This is a genomic window from Streptomyces sp. NPDC001536, assembly GCF_042894505.1.
Taxonomy (GTDB): Bacteria; Actinomycetota; Actinomycetes; order Streptomycetales; family Streptomycetaceae; genus Streptomyces.
Genome location: NZ_JBIAVQ010000014.1, coordinates 186,304 through 202,232, shown reverse-complemented (window position 1 = coordinate 202,232; position 15,929 = coordinate 186,304). Strand labels below are relative to the sequence as shown.

13 protein-coding genes are annotated in these 15,929 nt (G+C 69.4%); 5 read left to right on the top strand and 8 right to left on the bottom strand.

Going from position 1 to position 15,929, the window contains the following annotated elements; genetic code table 11:
* Nucleotides 1–128: 128 nt before the first annotated feature.
* Together ACFY0U_RS33425 and ACFY0U_RS33420 are read left to right on the top strand one after the other, a co-directional pair.
* The gene (locus ACFY0U_RS33425; protein WP_388642168.1) at nt 129–1,712 is read left to right on the top strand and encodes an acyl-CoA carboxylase subunit beta; all 1,584 of its coding nucleotides are present in this window, start codon (nt 129–131) and stop codon (nt 1,710–1,712) included.
* A 57-nt stretch (nt 1,713–1,769) separates the two neighbouring features.
* A complete protein-coding gene (locus ACFY0U_RS33420) occupies nt 1,770–1,964 on the top strand; it encodes an acyl-CoA carboxylase subunit epsilon (RefSeq protein ID WP_388642167.1) in 195 nt (64 codons plus the stop codon).
* 142 nt (nt 1,965–2,106) lie between these two features.
* Here ACFY0U_RS33420 and ACFY0U_RS33415 read toward each other — a convergent pair whose 3' ends face one another.
* The 8 genes from ACFY0U_RS33415 to ACFY0U_RS33380 all read right to left on the bottom strand — a co-directional run bounded on the left by ACFY0U_RS33415 (nt 2,107) and on the right by ACFY0U_RS33380 (nt 12,729).
* Complete coding sequence (locus ACFY0U_RS33415; protein ID WP_026248371.1) at nt 2,107–2,688, bottom strand: ATP/GTP-binding protein; 582 nt, start codon at nt 2,686–2,688, stop codon at nt 2,107–2,109.
* Complete coding sequence (locus ACFY0U_RS33410; protein WP_388642165.1) at nt 2,669–3,247, bottom strand: DUF742 domain-containing protein; 579 nt, start codon at nt 3,245–3,247, stop codon at nt 2,669–2,671. Before ACFY0U_RS33410 ends, ACFY0U_RS33415 begins: the two co-directional genes overlap by 20 nt.
* 97 nt (nt 3,248–3,344) lie before the next feature.
* The gene (locus tag ACFY0U_RS33405; RefSeq protein WP_005479603.1) at nt 3,345–3,758 is read right to left on the bottom strand and encodes a roadblock/LC7 domain-containing protein; all 414 of its coding nucleotides are present in this window, start codon (nt 3,756–3,758) and stop codon (nt 3,345–3,347) included.
* A 10-nt stretch (nt 3,759–3,768) separates the two neighbouring features.
* A complete protein-coding gene (locus ACFY0U_RS33400; protein WP_388642163.1) occupies nt 3,769–7,044 on the bottom strand; it encodes a nitrate- and nitrite sensing domain-containing protein in 3,276 nt (1,091 codons plus the stop codon).
* Between the two features lie 380 nt (nt 7,045–7,424).
* On the bottom strand, nt 7,425–8,000 hold the full coding sequence (locus tag ACFY0U_RS33395; RefSeq protein ID WP_046258886.1) for an ATP/GTP-binding protein: 576 nt from the start codon (nt 7,998–8,000) through the stop codon (nt 7,425–7,427).
* Nucleotides 7,981–8,376 carry a DUF742 domain-containing protein gene (locus tag ACFY0U_RS33390; protein WP_030611532.1) on the bottom strand — a complete coding sequence of 132 codons (396 nt, stop codon included), beginning with the start codon at nt 8,374–8,376 and terminating at the stop codon, nt 7,981–7,983. The genes ACFY0U_RS33395 and ACFY0U_RS33390 overlap by 20 nt, the downstream gene beginning before the upstream one ends.
* 111 nt (nt 8,377–8,487) lie before the next feature.
* Nucleotides 8,488–8,901 (bottom strand): roadblock/LC7 domain-containing protein, encoded by a 414-nt coding sequence (locus tag ACFY0U_RS33385; RefSeq protein ID WP_003973453.1) that lies wholly within the window; start codon nt 8,899–8,901, stop codon nt 8,488–8,490.
* Between the two features lie 9 nt (nt 8,902–8,910).
* The gene (locus tag ACFY0U_RS33380) at nt 8,911–12,729 is read right to left on the bottom strand and encodes a nitrate- and nitrite sensing domain-containing protein (protein ID WP_388642160.1); all 3,819 of its coding nucleotides are present in this window, start codon (nt 12,727–12,729) and stop codon (nt 8,911–8,913) included.
* A 604-nt stretch (nt 12,730–13,333) separates the two neighbouring features.
* Here ACFY0U_RS33380 and ACFY0U_RS33375 point away from each other — a divergent pair.
* From ACFY0U_RS33375 to gltX, 3 genes are all read left to right on the top strand, one after another.
* Entirely contained in the window at nt 13,334–13,519 is a 186-nt protein-coding gene (locus ACFY0U_RS33375; protein WP_046258883.1) for a hypothetical protein, read from the top strand.
* A gap of 118 nt (nt 13,520–13,637) precedes the next feature.
* Nucleotides 13,638–14,414: a fumarylacetoacetate hydrolase family protein gene (locus ACFY0U_RS33370; protein WP_388642158.1), complete on the top strand. Its 777-nt coding sequence runs from the start codon at nt 13,638–13,640 to the stop codon at nt 14,412–14,414.
* A complete protein-coding gene (gene gltX, locus ACFY0U_RS33365) occupies nt 14,398–15,882 on the top strand; it encodes a glutamate--tRNA ligase (protein ID WP_388642156.1) in 1,485 nt (494 codons plus the stop codon). Before ACFY0U_RS33370 ends, gltX begins: the two co-directional genes overlap by 17 nt.
* The last annotated feature ends 47 nt before the right edge of the window (nt 15,883–15,929 follow it).

Here is a 15,929-nt window from a genome sequence, read left to right as displayed (position 1 = left end):
GAAGCCCTCTGAGCAGTCGGAACGGCTGCATGCCTCTCAGGTTCTGTTCAGGGGTACCAGGAAAACGGGCCGGAGACTGTACGGAGTCGACGGCCCGCTTTCCTTGCCGGGCTTCGTAAGGTCACTACATGACCGTTTTGGATGACGCGCCGGGTGAGCCGACGGACGCACGCGGGCGAGTGGCCGAGCTGCACGAGATCCGTGCGCAGGCGATGGCCGGACCGAGCGAAAAGGCGACCGAGGCGCAGCATGCCAAGGGCAAGCTGACCGCCCGGGAGCGCATCGAGCTGCTCCTCGACGCGGGCTCCTTCCAGGAGGTCGAGCAGTTGCGCCGGCACCGGGCGACCGGGTTCGGCCTGGAGGCCAAGAAGCCGTTCACCGACGGTGTCATCACCGGCTGGGGCACGGTCGAGGGCCGCACGGTCTTCGTGTACGCGCACGACTTCCGGATCTTCGGCGGCGCGCTGGGCGAGGCCCACGCCACCAAGATCCACAAGATCATGGACATGGCCATCGCGGCCGGCGCGCCGCTGGTGTCGCTGAACGACGGCGCCGGCGCCCGCATCCAGGAGGGCGTCTCCGCCCTCGCGGGCTACGGCGGCATCTTCCAGCGCAACACCAGGGCGAGCGGGGTGATCCCGCAGATCTCGGTGATGCTGGGCCCGTGCGCGGGTGGTGCGGCCTACAGCCCCGCCCTCACCGACTTCGTCTTCATGGTCCGTGAGACCTCGCAGATGTTCATCACCGGCCCGGACGTGGTCAAGGCCGTGACGGGCGAGGAGATCACGCAGAACGGACTGGGCGGCGCGGACGTGCACGCCGAGACCTCGGGCGTGTGCCACTTCGCGTACGACGACGAGGAGACCTGCATCGCCGAGGTGCGCTACCTCCTGTCGATGCTGCCGCAGAACAACCGCGAGAACCCGCCGCGCGTGGACTCCACGGACGCCGCGGACCGCCGGGGCGACATCCTGCTCGACCTGGTCCCCGCGGACGGCAACCGGCCCTACGACATGGCCAAGGTCATCGAGGAGATCGTCGACGACGGCGACTACCTCGAGGTCCACGAGCGCTGGGCGCGGAACATCATCTGCGCCCTGGCCCGCCTCGACGGCCAGGTCGTCGGCATCGTCGCCAACCAACCGCAGTCCCTCGCAGGCGTCCTGGACATCGAGGCGAGCGAAAAAGCTGCGCGTTTCGTCCAGATGTGTGACGCTTTCAACATCCCGATCGTCACCTTCCTGGACGTCCCCGGGTTCCTTCCGGGTGTCGACCAGGAGCACGGCGGCATCATCCGCCACGGCGCGAAGCTCCTCTACGCCTACTGCAACGCGACCGTGCCGCGGATCTCGCTGATCCTGCGCAAGGCGTACGGCGGTGCCTACATCGTCATGGACAGCCAGTCCATCGGCGCCGACCTCACCTACGCGTGGCCGACGAACGAGATCGCCGTGATGGGCGCCGAGGGCGCCGCCAACGTCATCTTCCGCCGGCAGATCGCCGAGGCCGAGGACCCCGAGGTCATGCGGGCCCGCATGGTCAAGGAGTACAAGTCCGAGCTCATGCACCCGTACTACGCGGCCGAGCGCGGCCTGGTGGACGACGTGATCGACCCGGCGGAGACCCGCGAGGTGCTCATCAAGTCCCTGGCGATGCTCCAGTCCAAGCACGCCGACCTGCCGTCCCGTAAGCACGGCAATCCCCCGCAGTAACCCAGCGGACCCTCCGCGACACCCCCGCGGAAACCTCTCTCACGGAGACTGACACCCATGAACACTCCCGACATCCGCGTCGAGAAGGGCCACGCCGGGCCCGAGGAAGTCGCCGCGATCACCGCGATCCTCCTGGCCCGCGCCGCCGCCCAGCCGTCCACCACGGAACAGAGCCACCGAGGCCACCCCAAGGCCGGCTGGCGCCGCCTGGAGCGCGAGGGCGGCTTCAGGGCCCCGCACAGCTGGCACTGAGCCATACGCTGACACCGTCGAAGGGCCCCTCTCACAAGAGAGGGGCCCTTCGACGTACCTAAGGGGCGCGAGGAACTGCGCGACAAGCCAAAGGACTGCCGCAGACGGCGTACAACCGTCCGAGGCAGCCCAGTAGCCGCAATTACCGCAAGCGTGCCATCAAGGCATGCTCCACCAGCGTGATGAGCGCCGACTTCGCATCCGCCCGGTGCCGCGCGTCCGTCGTGATGATCGGGGTGTCCGGACCGATCTGGAGCGCCTCGCGCACCTCGTCCGGGTTGTACGGCTGGTTCCCGTCGAACCCGTTCAGGGCGATCACAAAAGGAAGCCCCGAGTTCTCGAAGTAGTCGACAGCCGGGAAACAGTCGGCAAGGCGCCTCGTGTCGACGAGGACGATCGCGCCGATGGCGCCGCGCACCAGGTCGTCCCACATGAACCAGAAGCGGTCCTGACCGGGCGTACCGAAGAGGTACAGGATCAGGTCCTGGTCCAGGGTGATACGGCCGAAGTCCATGGCCACCGTGGTGGTGGTCTTGTCACCGGTGTGGGTGAGGTCGTCGATGCCCGCGGAAGCGGACGTCATGACGGCCTCGGTACGCAGCGGGTTGATCTCCGAGACGGCCCCGACGAACGTGGTCTTGCCCACGCCGAAGCCACCCGCCACCACGATCTTCGCCGAGGTGGTGGAGCGGGAAGGACCGCCGCTAGAGCTTGCGAAGTCCACTGAGCACCCTTTCGAGCAGTGTCACGTCTGGCTGGCCGCCGGCGTTCTCGTCGCCGCCGGGCTGATGAATGGCGACCAGGCCCGCCTCCGCCAAGTCGGCGACGAGGATCCTGGCCACGCCGAGGGGGATCGTGAGGAGAGCCGAGACTTCGGCTACCGACTTGATCTCCCGGCAGAGGTTGCAGATCCGCTGATGCTCGGGCAACTGGCCCTGCATCTGGTGCGGCTGCGCGGTGGTGTGCACCAGTGCCTCGATGGCGAGCTGGTAGCGGGGGCGCGTCCGGCCGCCGGTCATGGCGTACGGGCGCACCAAGGGGTTGTTCGACGCCCCTGCGGGCGCCGGCTCAGGGGCGCGTCGCTGCGGCTGCACAGGCTGGATGCGCGGTGCCGGCGGCTGGTCGTACGGCGAGGGCCCGGGGCCCTGGGGCGCGTACGGCTGCCGTTGGCTCGGTGCGGAGGGGAAGTTGTAACGGTTCGGGTTCTGGGAACCGTCGTTCTGACCCTGGCCAGGGCCGTACGACCAATTACCGGACGATGAACCGCCTGGGGGTGTTGCCACTCTCTCTCCTCCTCCGACTGTGCCGGGCACCGCATCACTGTGGAGCCGCGTCCCGAAACCTTATGGCCTCGGGACGCCAAAACGCACCGTCTGTCTGTTAGTTGAGAAGGCTCCCTTGGAGCTCCGCTCGAAGATCGGGCGTCAGGACCGTACCGGCGCGGTCCACCAGGAGCGCCATCTCGTACCCGATGAGGCCGATGTCCGCCTCCGGATGTGCGAGAACTGCGAGCGAGGAACCGTCGGAGACGGACATGATGAAGAGGAATCCCCGCTCCATCTCCACAACCGTCTGGTTCACGCTGCCGCCCTCGAAGATGCGCGAGGCACCCGCGGTCAGCGAGGTCAGACCGGAGGCGACGGCCGCAAGCTGATCGGCGCGGTCACGCGGAAAACCCTCGGACATCGCCAGAAGGAGTCCGTCGGCGGAGACCACCACCGTGTGGGACACCCCGGGGGTGTTGTCCACGAAGTTGGTGATCAACCAGTTCAGGTTCTGTGCCGCCTGGCTCATCGGGCTCACACTAACGCTCCTGGTTGTAGGTGCTGTCAGGACCGAAGCCCTGGCCGTTCGTTTCACTGCTTGCGCTGCGACCCCGCTCGACACCGCGGCGCAGGTTGCTCAACCTGCCCCGGACGTCCTCGGGAGCGCGGGAGACCTGTGGGCCGCCCTGGGGGGTGGTCTCGGCGGCTCCCTCGACCAGGTTGGCCTTGGGCACCCGCCTCGGCAGACCGGAGGAGGTGACCCCGCCCGCCTTGGGCTTCTTGAGCGCCGAAGCCTGCTGCCAGCGCTCGTCGTTGGCCGAGCGCCAGTCGCCGTTGCCGTTGCTCTCCGGTGCGGAGGCCGGCGGCTCCTGGCTCACCTGCCGCGAGCCGAACATGTCGGTCGTGGTGCCCGTTCCGTTCGTCCCGTTCGCACGGGCCGCGCCGTTCGCTCCGCTCCCGCCCGATCCGCGGCGGGGAAGCCCGGCCTCGGTCAGGTCGTGGGCGGCCGACGGGGCCGGACCCGGACGGTCGAAGCCTACGTGCTCGCGCTCACTGACGTCAGCGGCCTGCACGGACTCCGCTTCGGGAGCGTACTGGCCCTGGTAGCCGTTCTGGAACCCGTCCTGCTGCGGCCAGTCGTCCTGGTAGCGCCGCTCCTCGAAGGCCGGGATGGACTCCGGTACGGACGTGTGGTCCGCCTGGGCCGGCTCCGCGTACGTGGGCTCGGGGTAGCCGCCGTTGGCCGAGAAGGCGTCGTTCTGCGGCACACCGCCGTTCGGCGCGTAGTACTGCTCGTCGTACGACGCCTGCTGCGGCTCCTCGTACGCGGCGCGCTGTGGCTCGGCGTACGACCCCTGCTGCTGCTCCTCGTAGGCGGAGGGCTGCTGGAAGCCGCCCTGGCCGTTCTCGTAGGCGGCCTGCTGCGCGTCGAACTCGTCGGCGTACGACTGGTTCCCGGGGCCCTCCAGGGAGGGCTGGCCGTGCTGGGCCTCCAGGGCCGCGCGGCGCTCCTCACGCATGAGGGAGCGGCCCACGGGGTCCAGCTCGCGGATGTCGTCCGGGACCTCGGTGTAGCGGCTGTCGTCGAAGCCGAGCTCGGCGGCCGTGCGCATCGGCAGACCGGTGTTGAAGTCCTCGCCGCCGAAGTTCTGCTCCGGGATGATCTGCGAGACCGTGAACTCGTCCTGCGACGGCTGCTGCTGCTCGCCACCACCACCGTGGGTGATCGCGTCCGGCAGCATGACCAGCGAGGTCGTACCGGCCTGCTCGCCCGAGGGACGGAGCTGGACGCGGATGCCGTGCCGGTCGGACAGCCGGCCGACCACGAACAGACCCATGCGCTGCGAGATCGCGGCGTCCACGGTCGGCGGGTTGGCCAGCTTGTGGTTGATGTCCGCGAAGTCCTCGGCGGTGAGGCCGATGCCCTTGTCGTGGATCTCGATCATCACGCGGCCGTCGGGGAGACGGGTCGCGGTGACGCGGACCTTGGTCTGCGGGGAGGAGAACGTGGTGGCGTTCTCCAGGAGCTCGGCGAGCAGGTGCACGAGGTCGGTCACGGCGCGGCCGTGGATCTCGGCCTCCGGGACGCCGGAGAGCTCGATGCGCTCGTACTGCTCCACCTCGGAGGAGGCGGCGCGCAGCACGTCGACCAGCGGGACCGGCTGGTCCCAGCGGCGGCCGGGCTCCTCGCCGGCGAGGACCAGGAGGTTCTCGCCGTTGCGGCGCATACGGGTCGCGAGGTGGTCCAGGCGGAAGAGGTTCTCCAGCTGGTCCGGGTCGGCCTCGTTGTTCTCCAGGTCGGTGATGAGGGTCAGCTGGCCCTCGATCAGCGACTGGTTGCGGCGCGAGAGGTTGGTGAAGATCGCGTTGATGTTGCCCCGCAGCAGGGCCTGCTCGGCGGCGAGCCGGACGGCCTCGCGGTGGACCTGGTCGAAGGCGCGGGCGACTTCGCCGATCTCGTCGGTCGAGGTGATCGGGATCGGCGCGACCCGGGTGTCGACCCGGCCGGGGTCGGTACGGGAGAGCTGGTCGACCAGCATCGGCAGACGCTGCTCGGCGATACCGAAGGCGGCGTTGCGCAGCTGGCGCATCGAGCGGGACATCTGGCGGGCCACCATGCCGGCCAGGATGAACGCGGCGAGCAGGGCGACCACGACGGCGGCACCGGTGATGAAGGCGTCCCGCTTGGCGTCGTCGGCGATGCTCGCGGCCTCGGACACCGCCTTGTCGGCCATGTCGGACTCGATGGTCCGGTAGACCTTGTACTTGAGGGTGTTGACCGCCCACCAGTTCTCGGCGGTGACGCCCTTCGCGGCGATCAGGTCACGCTCGGACTTGTCCGTGGAGGGCAGCGCGCCGATGGCCTTGACCATGGTGACCGGGTTGGCGGGCGGCGCCACGTAGGCCGGGTTCTTCTTCTTGGCCTCTTGGGCCATCGCCGCGCCGTCGGCCGTCGCCTGCTTCTGGAGGGTGTCCAGCTTCTGGGCGTCGGCCTCGGTGCCACCACCGATGTACTCCTCGATGGCGATGCCCTCGAGGTAGGCGTACGAGGTGAGCGCGGTGCGCTGGGCGGCGAAGTCCTTGGGGTCGGTGTCCGGCTTGATCAGCAGGTGCATACCGATGGAGCGCTCGAGCGACAGCGAGGCCTTGGTCAGCGCGATCGCGTAGACGGTACGGCCGTAGCTGGTGATGTTTCCGGTGCCGAGACCGAGCTCGTTGGAGAACTCCATCAAGGGGTGCGCGACCTCGACGTAGCCCTCTTCGGTCTGCACACCCTTGAGCGTGCTGGTGTACGCGGCCGCGCGCAGCTTCTGGAGGTTGGGCTCCACCTTGCGGAAGATCTGGAGGCGGCGCTGGAGGCCCGCCGTCTGCGGCATGTTCTGCGCGGCCTCGTCGAAGGCGTCGGCGGCGGTGTCCGTGGCCTTGCGGGCGGCGACGACCGTCTTGTCGTCCTCGCCCAGGCCCTGGAGCAGCGGGGCGGCGGTGGAGTCGCGCTCGTTGTAGAGGGCGTCGCCGTAGGTCAGGGCGGCCCGGACCAGGCGCGCGGTCTTCTCCGCGTCCTCGGCCTGCTGCCAGGTGTCGATCGAGCTCTTCACCTGGAAGCCGCCCATGACGAGGCCGACCAGCACGGGTATGAGCAGGATCGCGTTCAGCCGCGTCGGCACGCGCCAGTTGCGCGGGGAGAGACGGCCGCCGCTCGGAGCGGGCGTGGCCGTCGGTTCCGAACCGGGCACAGGGGCGGGCGCCGCTCCGCGCGGCGGCGGGGTGAAGTTGCCCCGGGCCGACGGCTCGGGACCGTTCTTGCTTCGCCTCACTCGACCAACAACCTCTCGGCGGGGTCGGCACCAAACGTTGTGCCGCAGTCTCTCAGAGCCCAGTGCGCCATCGACTAGTGAGTACGTCTTTGACTATTGGGCAGTTCAGGCATTCCAGCATGTCGGCCTACGGTCCTCCAAACATGGGAGGACGGGGATTCGGAGTGATGTAAGCCCTAGATAAAACGGTCATAAAGAGCGAGCCCCGTCAAATGACGGGGCTTTTGTGAGCGCAGCGAGACCGGTTGACAACGACGCGTGGCCGTACCACCCGATTCCTCTGCCGAAACGTTATGAACACCAGGGCCGACCGTGTCAAAGGACACAGCCGGCTCCGGGGCGTCTACGACAACTTCCGTACGACACGGACGATTTGAGTGCTACCGCAGCCGTGCCATCAAAGCGTGCTCGACCAGTGTGATCAGGGCACTCTTCGCATCCGAGCGGTGGCGGGCGTCCGTCGTGATGATCGGGGTGTCCGGACCGATCTGGAGGGCCTCACGCACCTCCTCGGGCGCGTAGGGCTGGTGCCCCTCGAAGCCGTTGAGCGCGACGACGAAGGGGAGGCCGCTGTTCTCGAAGTAGTCGACCGCGGGGAAACAGTCGGCGAGCCGGCGGGTGTCCACCAGCACGATCGCGCCGATGGCGCCGCGCACCAGGTCGTCCCACATGAACCAGAAGCGGTCCTGGCCCGGCGTACCGAAGAGGTACAGGATCAGGTCCTGGTCCAGGGTGATACGGCCGAAGTCCATGGCCACCGTGGTGGTGGTCTTGCCCCCGGTGTGCGTGAGGTCGTCGATGCCCGCGGAAGCGGACGTCATCACGGCCTCGGTGCGCAGCGGGTTGATCTCGGAGACGGCGCCCACGAACGTGGTCTTGCCGACGCCGAAGCCGCCGGCCACCACGATCTTCGCGGAGGTGGTCGCCCGGCCTCCGTCAGAGCTTGCGAAGTCCACTGAGCACCCTTTCGAGCAGTGTCACGTCCGGAGCGCCGGTGCTCTCGTCGCCGCCCGGCTGGTGGATGGCGACGAGACCCGCCTCGGCGAGGTCCGCGACGAGGATGCGAGCCACGCCGAGCGGCATGGCCAGAAGCGCCGACACCTCGGCCACCGACTTCACCTCACGGCAGAGGTGGCAGATGCGCTGGTGCTCGGGGAGCAGGCCCATCAGTGCCGCCGGGTCGGCCGTGGTGCTGATCAGGGCCTCTATGGCGAGCTGGTAGCGCGGCCGGGTCCGGCCGCCGGTCATCGCGTACGGACGTACCAGCGGCTGGTCGCCCTCATCCTCGTACGGCTCCGCGTACGGATCATGAGAGGCGGTGGGCGGGGTCATGAATCCTCCGGGCGGGACAGCAAGTCGGTCAGTCAAGCCGTCTGACATGGCCGGTGGGGGGATTGTGGCGGCCGGACGGTGATTTGGTGAGACAGGTGGATCCGGGGCCGGTCAGTGAAGCAGACTGCCCTGTAGTTCGGCGCGGAGATCCGGCGTGAGGACCGCCCCCGCACGGTCGACGAGCAATGCCATCTCGTAGCCCACCAGACCGATGTCGCACTCGGGATGCGCGAGCACGGCCAGGGACGAGCCGTCCGAGACGGACATCAGGAACAGGAAACCCCGCTCCATCTCGACGACCGTCTGTGCCACGTTGCCGCCCTCGAAGATCCGGGAGGCCCCGGCCGTCAGTGAGGTGAGACCCGACGCGACGGCCGCCAGCTGATCGGCACGGTCGCGCGGGAAACCCTCGGACATCGCCAGCAGAAGGCCGTCGGCGGACACGACGACGGTGTGGGACACCCCGGGGGTGTTGTCCACGAAGTTGGTGATCAACCAGTTCAGGTTCTGTGCCGCCTGGCTCATCGGGCTCAACTAACGCTCCTGCTGGTGAGTGGGGCTCGGGAAGCTGCCCGTCTGGCCTGTGCCGGCCTGACGACCTTGCGCGATACCCCGACGGAGATTGGTCAGACGGCCGCGTACGTCATCAGGCGCACGCGAGACCGCCGGACCGGATTGGTGCTGTTGCTGCTGAGCCGTGCCCGGGACGAGGTTCGCCCGGGGTACCCGGCGCGGCAGGCCGGAGGTGGTGACACCGCCCGCGGCCGGCTGCCGGACCCGCTCGGCCTGCCGGACGAGGTCGTCGTTCGGCGAGCTGCGCCAGGCGGCGTTGGCCGCGGTCCGCTGGGGAGCGGATGCGGGGGAAGAGGGAGCCGCGGGAGTCTGCGGCTGCTGCGGGGTCTGGGCCGGAGCGTTGCCGCCCTGGTCCTGCTGGCCCTGCTGACCGTGGAACCAGTTGGTCTCCAGGGTGTCGTACAGGGGCGTCCGTCCGTCGCCGGCACCCGTCGCCGGCGGCAGCGCCTCGGGCTCCTGACGGGCGGGACGCTGCGGACGCGGCGGGACCGGGGGACGCGGGACGCCGAAGTCGGCCGGACCCCGTCCGCCATTCGCCTGCGGTCGCTCGAACTGGCCGGTGTGCTGCGGGTTCTGGTGACCCGGCAGGGCGTGCTGGCCGGTGGAGCCGCTGTCCTGGCCGGGCATCGGGAACTGGCCCGTGGAGCCGTTGTCGTATCCCTGCGGAGCCGCGAACTGACCCGTCGCCGAGGGGCTGTTCTGCCCCGGGGCGCCGTAGACGTCCGGGCGGACGAACGAGCCCGTGCCGTTCTGCTGGGCGAACTGGCCGGTGTTCTGCGGGGCGGCGAAGTCGGCGCCGCCCTGCGAGGTGCCGGGGCGGGCGAACTGGCCCGTGTTCTGCGGGGAGTCGAAGTCAGGGCGGGCGAACTCGGAGGTGGCGCCGGGACCCTGGCGGCCGTCGGACCGGGGGATCGCGGGCATCTCCGTGGTCGCGCCCGGGCCCTGCCGGTCGTCGATCCGCGGCATCCGGGACGTCTGCGCGGGGTCCTGCTCGTCATGGCCGCGCGGGGTGTCCAGCGAGGCGTGCGAGATCTGCGGCTGCGCGTTCTCGTCGCTCCAGCTGGGCGTCCGGGGCTGCTGCGCGTTGCCGCCGGGCAGCTCGGCCCGCGGGCCGCCACGGCCCGGGAGCTGACGGCCACGGCGACGGCCCTGCTGCTCGTTGCCCGAGTTGCCCGAGGTGGCCGCGTTGCCCGCGGGAGCGGACTGCTGCGGGGGCACGGGACCGCGGCCGCCACCGAAGGCGTCCTGCGGCGCGGAGGTACCCGCGGCCTGGAGCCCCTGCGGCGCACCCGGTGCCTGACCGCCGAATCCGGCGCCCGCACCGGCCGGGGAAGGCCGGCCCTGCGGAGGAGCCGAGGGCGACTGGGGTCCGCGCGGAGCACCCGGTGCACCCGGACGACCGCCGTTGCCCGTGCCCGGGAGTGCGGCCCGCGGCCCCTGACCGGGGTTGAGCCGGCCACCGGGCTGGGCGCCGGCCCCGAGGGCACCGCCGCCCATGGGCGCACCGGCCCCGAGGGAGCCGCCCTGCTGACCGGGGCCACGACGGGCCGCGGCCACACCTGCGGCGGCCTGTGCGGCGGTCGGGGCGCCGGCCCCCTGGCCGGGCTTGGGCTGCGGCTTCTTGCCGCCCTGGGCGACGTCGACGGGCAGCATGACCAGGGCGGTCGTACCACCGGAGTCGGACGGGCGCAGCTGGATGCGGATGCCGTGGCGCTGCGACAGCCGGCCGACCACGAACAGACCCATGCGCCGGGAGACCGAGACGTCCACGGTGGGCGGCGAGGCGAGCCGCTCGTTGATCGCCGCGAGGTCCTCGGGGGAGAGGCCGATACCGGTGTCGTGGATCTCGATCAGGACGCGGCCGTCGGGCAGCGCGTGACCGGTGACCTTGACCTTGGTCTGCGGCGAGGAGAAGGAGGTCGCGTTCTCGAGCAGCTCGGCGAGGAGGTGCACGAGGTCGTTGACGACGCGGCCGGCGACTTCGGTGGTCGGCACCGAGGCCAGCTCGATGCGCTCGTACTGCTCCACCTCGGAGGCGGCGGCGCGGAGCACGTCGACCAGCGGGACCGGGCGGGTCCAGCGGCGGCCGGGCTCTTCACCCGCGAGGACCAGAAGGTTCTCACCGTTCCGGCGCATACGGGTCGCGAGGTGGTCCAGCTTGAACAGCGAGGACAGCTGGTCCGGGTCGGCCTCACGGGACTCGAGCTCGGAGATCAGCGACAGCTGGCGCTGGATAAGACCCTGGGAGCGGCTCGAGAGGTTGGTGAACATCGCGTTGACGTTGCCCCGCAGCAGGGCCTGCTCGGCGGCGAGGCGGACCGCCTCGCGGTGCACGTCGTCGAAGGCCGCGGCCACTCGGCCGATCTCGTCCCGGGAGTGGACACCGACCGACTCCACGGACGTGTCGACGTCCTGCGGGTCGGACTCGGACAGCGCCTTGACCAGCTCGGGCAGACGGTCCTGGGCGACCTTGGTGGCGGTCTCCTCCAGGCGGCGCAGCGAGCGGATCATGGACCGGGCCACGACGAAGGCGCCGACGAGCGAGATGCCGAGCACGAGCAGGATCAGCGCACCGGAGATGATCGCTTCCCGCTCGGACTCGTTGCGCAGCTCGCGGGCCTTTTGCTCCATCTCCTCGAGCAGCGTGTGCTCGATCTTGCCCATCTGGTCGATCTTGGAGGAGCTGTCGTCCACCCAGTCCTGGTAGGACCGCTTGTCCAGGTTCTCCAGGCCGTCCTGTGCGTTGAGGGCACGGCTGGCGTAGGTGTCGGCGGACTGGATGGTGGAGTTGTTGTCGCTGATGGGCTCCATGAGCTCCACGGCACTGGTCTTGCCGTAGATGACCTGGAAGCTCTTGATGTCGGCTTCCTCGTTGGTGAGAGCGGACTGGCCGTACAGCCGGTCGTTCTCGGAGAGGTCGCCGAACGTCGTCTTGTTCGCGGGCAGGGCCGCCGCGAGGACCGCGCGCTGCACGGAGGAGTACTCCTTGGCGGCGGAGAAGGCCGCCAGGGCACGGGTGCGCTGGATCATCTCGGGGTTGCTGGTCGCCTGCGCCATGTCGCGCGAGAGGTCCAGCAGCTGCGTGACGAGGCGGTGGTAGGCCTCCACCGTCTGGGTGGAGTTGTTCTTCTGCTCGTACGCGGTGTTGCGGATCTTCTCGATGCCGCGCAGGTTGCTGACCAGGAGCACGACGTTCTCGCGGATGCCCTGGAGGCCGTCACCCTCGGTGTCGATCTCCTCCGAGGAGTCGACGAAGTCCTCGAGGGCGCGGTCCGTCTTCTCCCGCAGGCCCTTGATCGTGTACTCGGTCGCGCTGGACCCGTGCGCCAGCGGACCGGCGGACAGGTCGCGCTCCTTCTGGAGCGCGTCGGCCAGCGCGGTCGCCTGCTTGGTCATGTCCGTCAGCAGCTTCATGTTCTCGAGCTGCTGGATGTCGTCCATGTTGTCGCTGATGCGCAGGGCGCCCAGCGAGGTGGCCGCGACCACGGGCAGCGCGAGCAGCGAAACCAGGCGCGTGGAGATACGCCAGTTGCGCAGAGCTATTCGCGAGCCGGGGCCGGTCGGGCCCTTGGGCGCCTTCACCGTCGGGGCGGCGGGGTTCGCGGGTCCGGAGGACGCCGCGCCGGGTCGACCGGAGCGCTCGCCCCCGTCGCCGGACGGGGGCGCCAGGCCCGGGTTCTGGGCGTGCTGGGGCGCGGAGCCGGCTTTCATGGGGCCAGTCCCGCCGTGCGGCTCCGGCTCCGCCGAAGCGCTGCCATCCCTCTTGAAACGTCCCTGCACTAGCGTCGCAACCTCTGGACCAGGCACCCCTCCGCGTGAACGGAAGGGCACGGTGTCGGCGTACTAGGGGGCGCCCTGAATTACGCCCCCCGATGGTCGTGAGTGACCGGCGCTGGCTCCCCCTTACTCGCCGCCACCCGGCGCGCGGTGCGCCCCCTGTGCGCCGGCTCGTTCCTGCGGCGGTCCGTGAGATTCCAGCACAGTGCAGGATCTCCAACAAGGGCCGTAGGCCAGGCTGTGACTTCCGTGACAGCACGTGAGGGGTGCGTCACGAGACGTAGAAAGTGATCCGTTCAAAACCGGACGTACCCGAACGGATCCCTTGTGTGACAAGGGTGTCCCAGTCGCCATGATCAGGAGCGGAATGGTGGCTTCAGGGGGCCAATGTCCGTTTCGTTGGGGTGACTTGTGGGCCTGAATTGACCGCTTTGTGTCTCACCTCGTGAGCAAACTCACATGCCGATCATGGGGTCTTCACGCCTTCGGAGGGGAATCCCATGTTTAGCCTGACGCTTTACATGACGTAACACTTTGCCAACCCGCGCCTGCCACCGGCCCCTTGGGGCCCGTCCGGCGCCCGAAGACGACAAGGTCTCGTACAACCGTGAAGACGACGATGATGTTCCGCAACATAGCCAACCCGCGGCGCACGACGCTGGCGCACCTCGAGGACGCCGACGACCTGCAGACCCCGGAGCTCCCGGAGCACTCCGTCGACCTCCCGGCCCAGACCGCCAACCCGCGCCGCACGATCCTCATGGACGTCCCGGTCTCCGCCACCGCCGAGTAGATCACGCTCGTCCGTACGACCACCGGGCGCCCGCCGTAATGCGCGAGGCGCCGGCCCCTGCCGCGTTAGCCTGGAGCGTCAGACTCCAGACGGCTCAAGTGAGGGGCGCAAGGATCCCGTGCGCATCGCCAGATTCTCCATCGACGGGAACGTCGCCTTCGGCGCGGTCGAGGGCGACAAGCCTGACGAGCTCGTCCTCGACATCATCAAGGGCATCCCGTTCGCGGACTTCGAGCTCTCCGGTACGAAGGTCCCGCTGAGCAAGGTCCGGCTGCTGCCGCCGGTGCTCCCCAACAAGGTCGTGGCCTACGGCCGCAACTACGCCGAGCACGCGCGGGAACTGGGCAACGACGTCCCCGACGTCCCGTTCGCCTTCTTCAAGCCGTCCACCTCGGTGATCGGCTCCGGCGACGAGATCCAGTACCCGTCCTTCTCCGAGGAACTCCACCACGAGGCCGAGCTGGCCGTGGTCATCGGCCGTATGTGCCGCGAGGTCCCGCGGGAGCGCGTCAAGGACGTCATCCTCGGCTACACCTGCGCCAACGACATCACCGCACGCGACGTCCAGAAGCGCGAGAAGCAGTGGGCGCGGGCCAAGGGCTTCGACACCTCCTGCCCGCTCGGCCCCTGGGTGGAGACCGACCTCGACCCGAGCGATCTCACGATCCAGCTCACGGTCAACGGCCAGCAGCGCCAGCTCGGCCGCACCAGCGAGATGATCCACCCGATCGAGGATCTGATCGTCAACATCTCCGAGGCCATGACGCTGCTCCCCGGCGACGTGATCCTCACGGGCACCCCGGCAGGCGTCGGACCGCTCACCGTCGGCGACGAGGTCGCCGTCACCATCGAAGGCATCGGCACTCTCACCAACAAGGTTGTCAAGCGTGGCTAGCGCACCCGTCCGCGTACGTTTCTGCCCCTCGCCCACCGGTAACCCCCACGTGGGCCTGGTCCGCACCGCCCTGTTCAACTGGGCGTTCGCCAAGCACCACCAGGGCACGCTCGTCTTCCGCATCGAGGACACCGACGCGGCCCGCGACTCCGAGGAGTCCTACGAGCAGCTGCTCGACTCGATGCGCTGGCTGGGCTTCGACTGGGACGAGGGCCCCGAGATCGGCGGCCCGCACGCGCCCTACCGCCAGTCGCAGCGCATGGACCTCTACAAGGAGGTCGCGCAGAAGCTCCTGGACGCCGGCCACGCGTACCGCTGCTACTGCTCCCAGGAGGAGCTGGACACCCGCCGCGAGGCCGCCCGCGCCGCCGGCAAGCCCTCCGGCTACGACGGCCACTGCCGCGAGCTGACCGCCGCGCAGGTCGAGGAGTACGAGGCGCAGGGCCGTGCCCCCATCGTCCGCTTCCGCATGCCCGACGAGACGATCACCTTCACGGACCTGGTCCGCGGCGAGCTGACGTTCACCCCGGAGAACGTGCCGGACTACGGCATCGTGCGGGCGAACGGCGCCCCGCTGTACACCCTGGTCAACCCGGTCGACGACGCCCTGATGGAGATCACCCACGTCCTGCGCGGCGAGGACCTGCTCTCCTCCACCCCGCGCCAGATCGCGCTGTACAAGGCGCTGACCGAGCTGGGCATCGCCAAGGGGACGCCGTCCTTCGGCCACCTGCCGTACGTGATGGGCGAGGGCAACAAGAAGCTCTCCAAGCGCGACCCGGAGTCCTCGCTCAACCTGTACCGCGAGCGCGGCTTCCTGCCCGAGGGGCTGCTCAACTACCTCTCGCTGCTCGGCTGGTCGCTCTCGGCCGACCAGGACATCTTCACGATCGACGAGATGGTCGCGGCCTTCGACATCGCGGACGTCCAGCCCAACCCGGCCCGCTTCGACCTCAAGAAGTGCGAGTCGATCAACGGCGACCACATCCGCCTGCTCGACGTGAAGGACTTCACCGAGCGCTGCGCCCCCTGGCTGCGGGCCCCGTTCGCCCCCTGGGCGCCGGAGGACTTCGACGAGGCGAAGTGGCACGCGATCGCCCCGCACGCCCAGACCCGTCTGAAGGTCCTCTCGGAGATCACGGACAACGTCGACTTCCTGTTCCTGCCGGAGCCGGTCTTCGACGAGCCGAGCTGGACGAAGGCCATGAAGGAAGGCAGCGACGCTCTCCTGACGACGGCCCGCGAGAAGCTGGAGTCGGCGGACTGGACCTCCGCGGAGTCCCTCAAGGAAGCCGTCCTCGCGGCGGGCGAGGCCCACGGCCTCAAGCTCGGCAAGGCCCAGGCCCCGGTCCGCGTCGCCGTCACCGGCCGCACGATCGGCCTGCCCCTCTTCGAGTCCCTGGAAGTCCTGGGCAAGGAGACGACCCTGGCCCGCATCGACGCGGCCCTGGCGAAGCTGGCGGCGTAACGCACGCGCACGTGAGGGGCGGCACCCGGGCCACCGGGCGCCGCCCC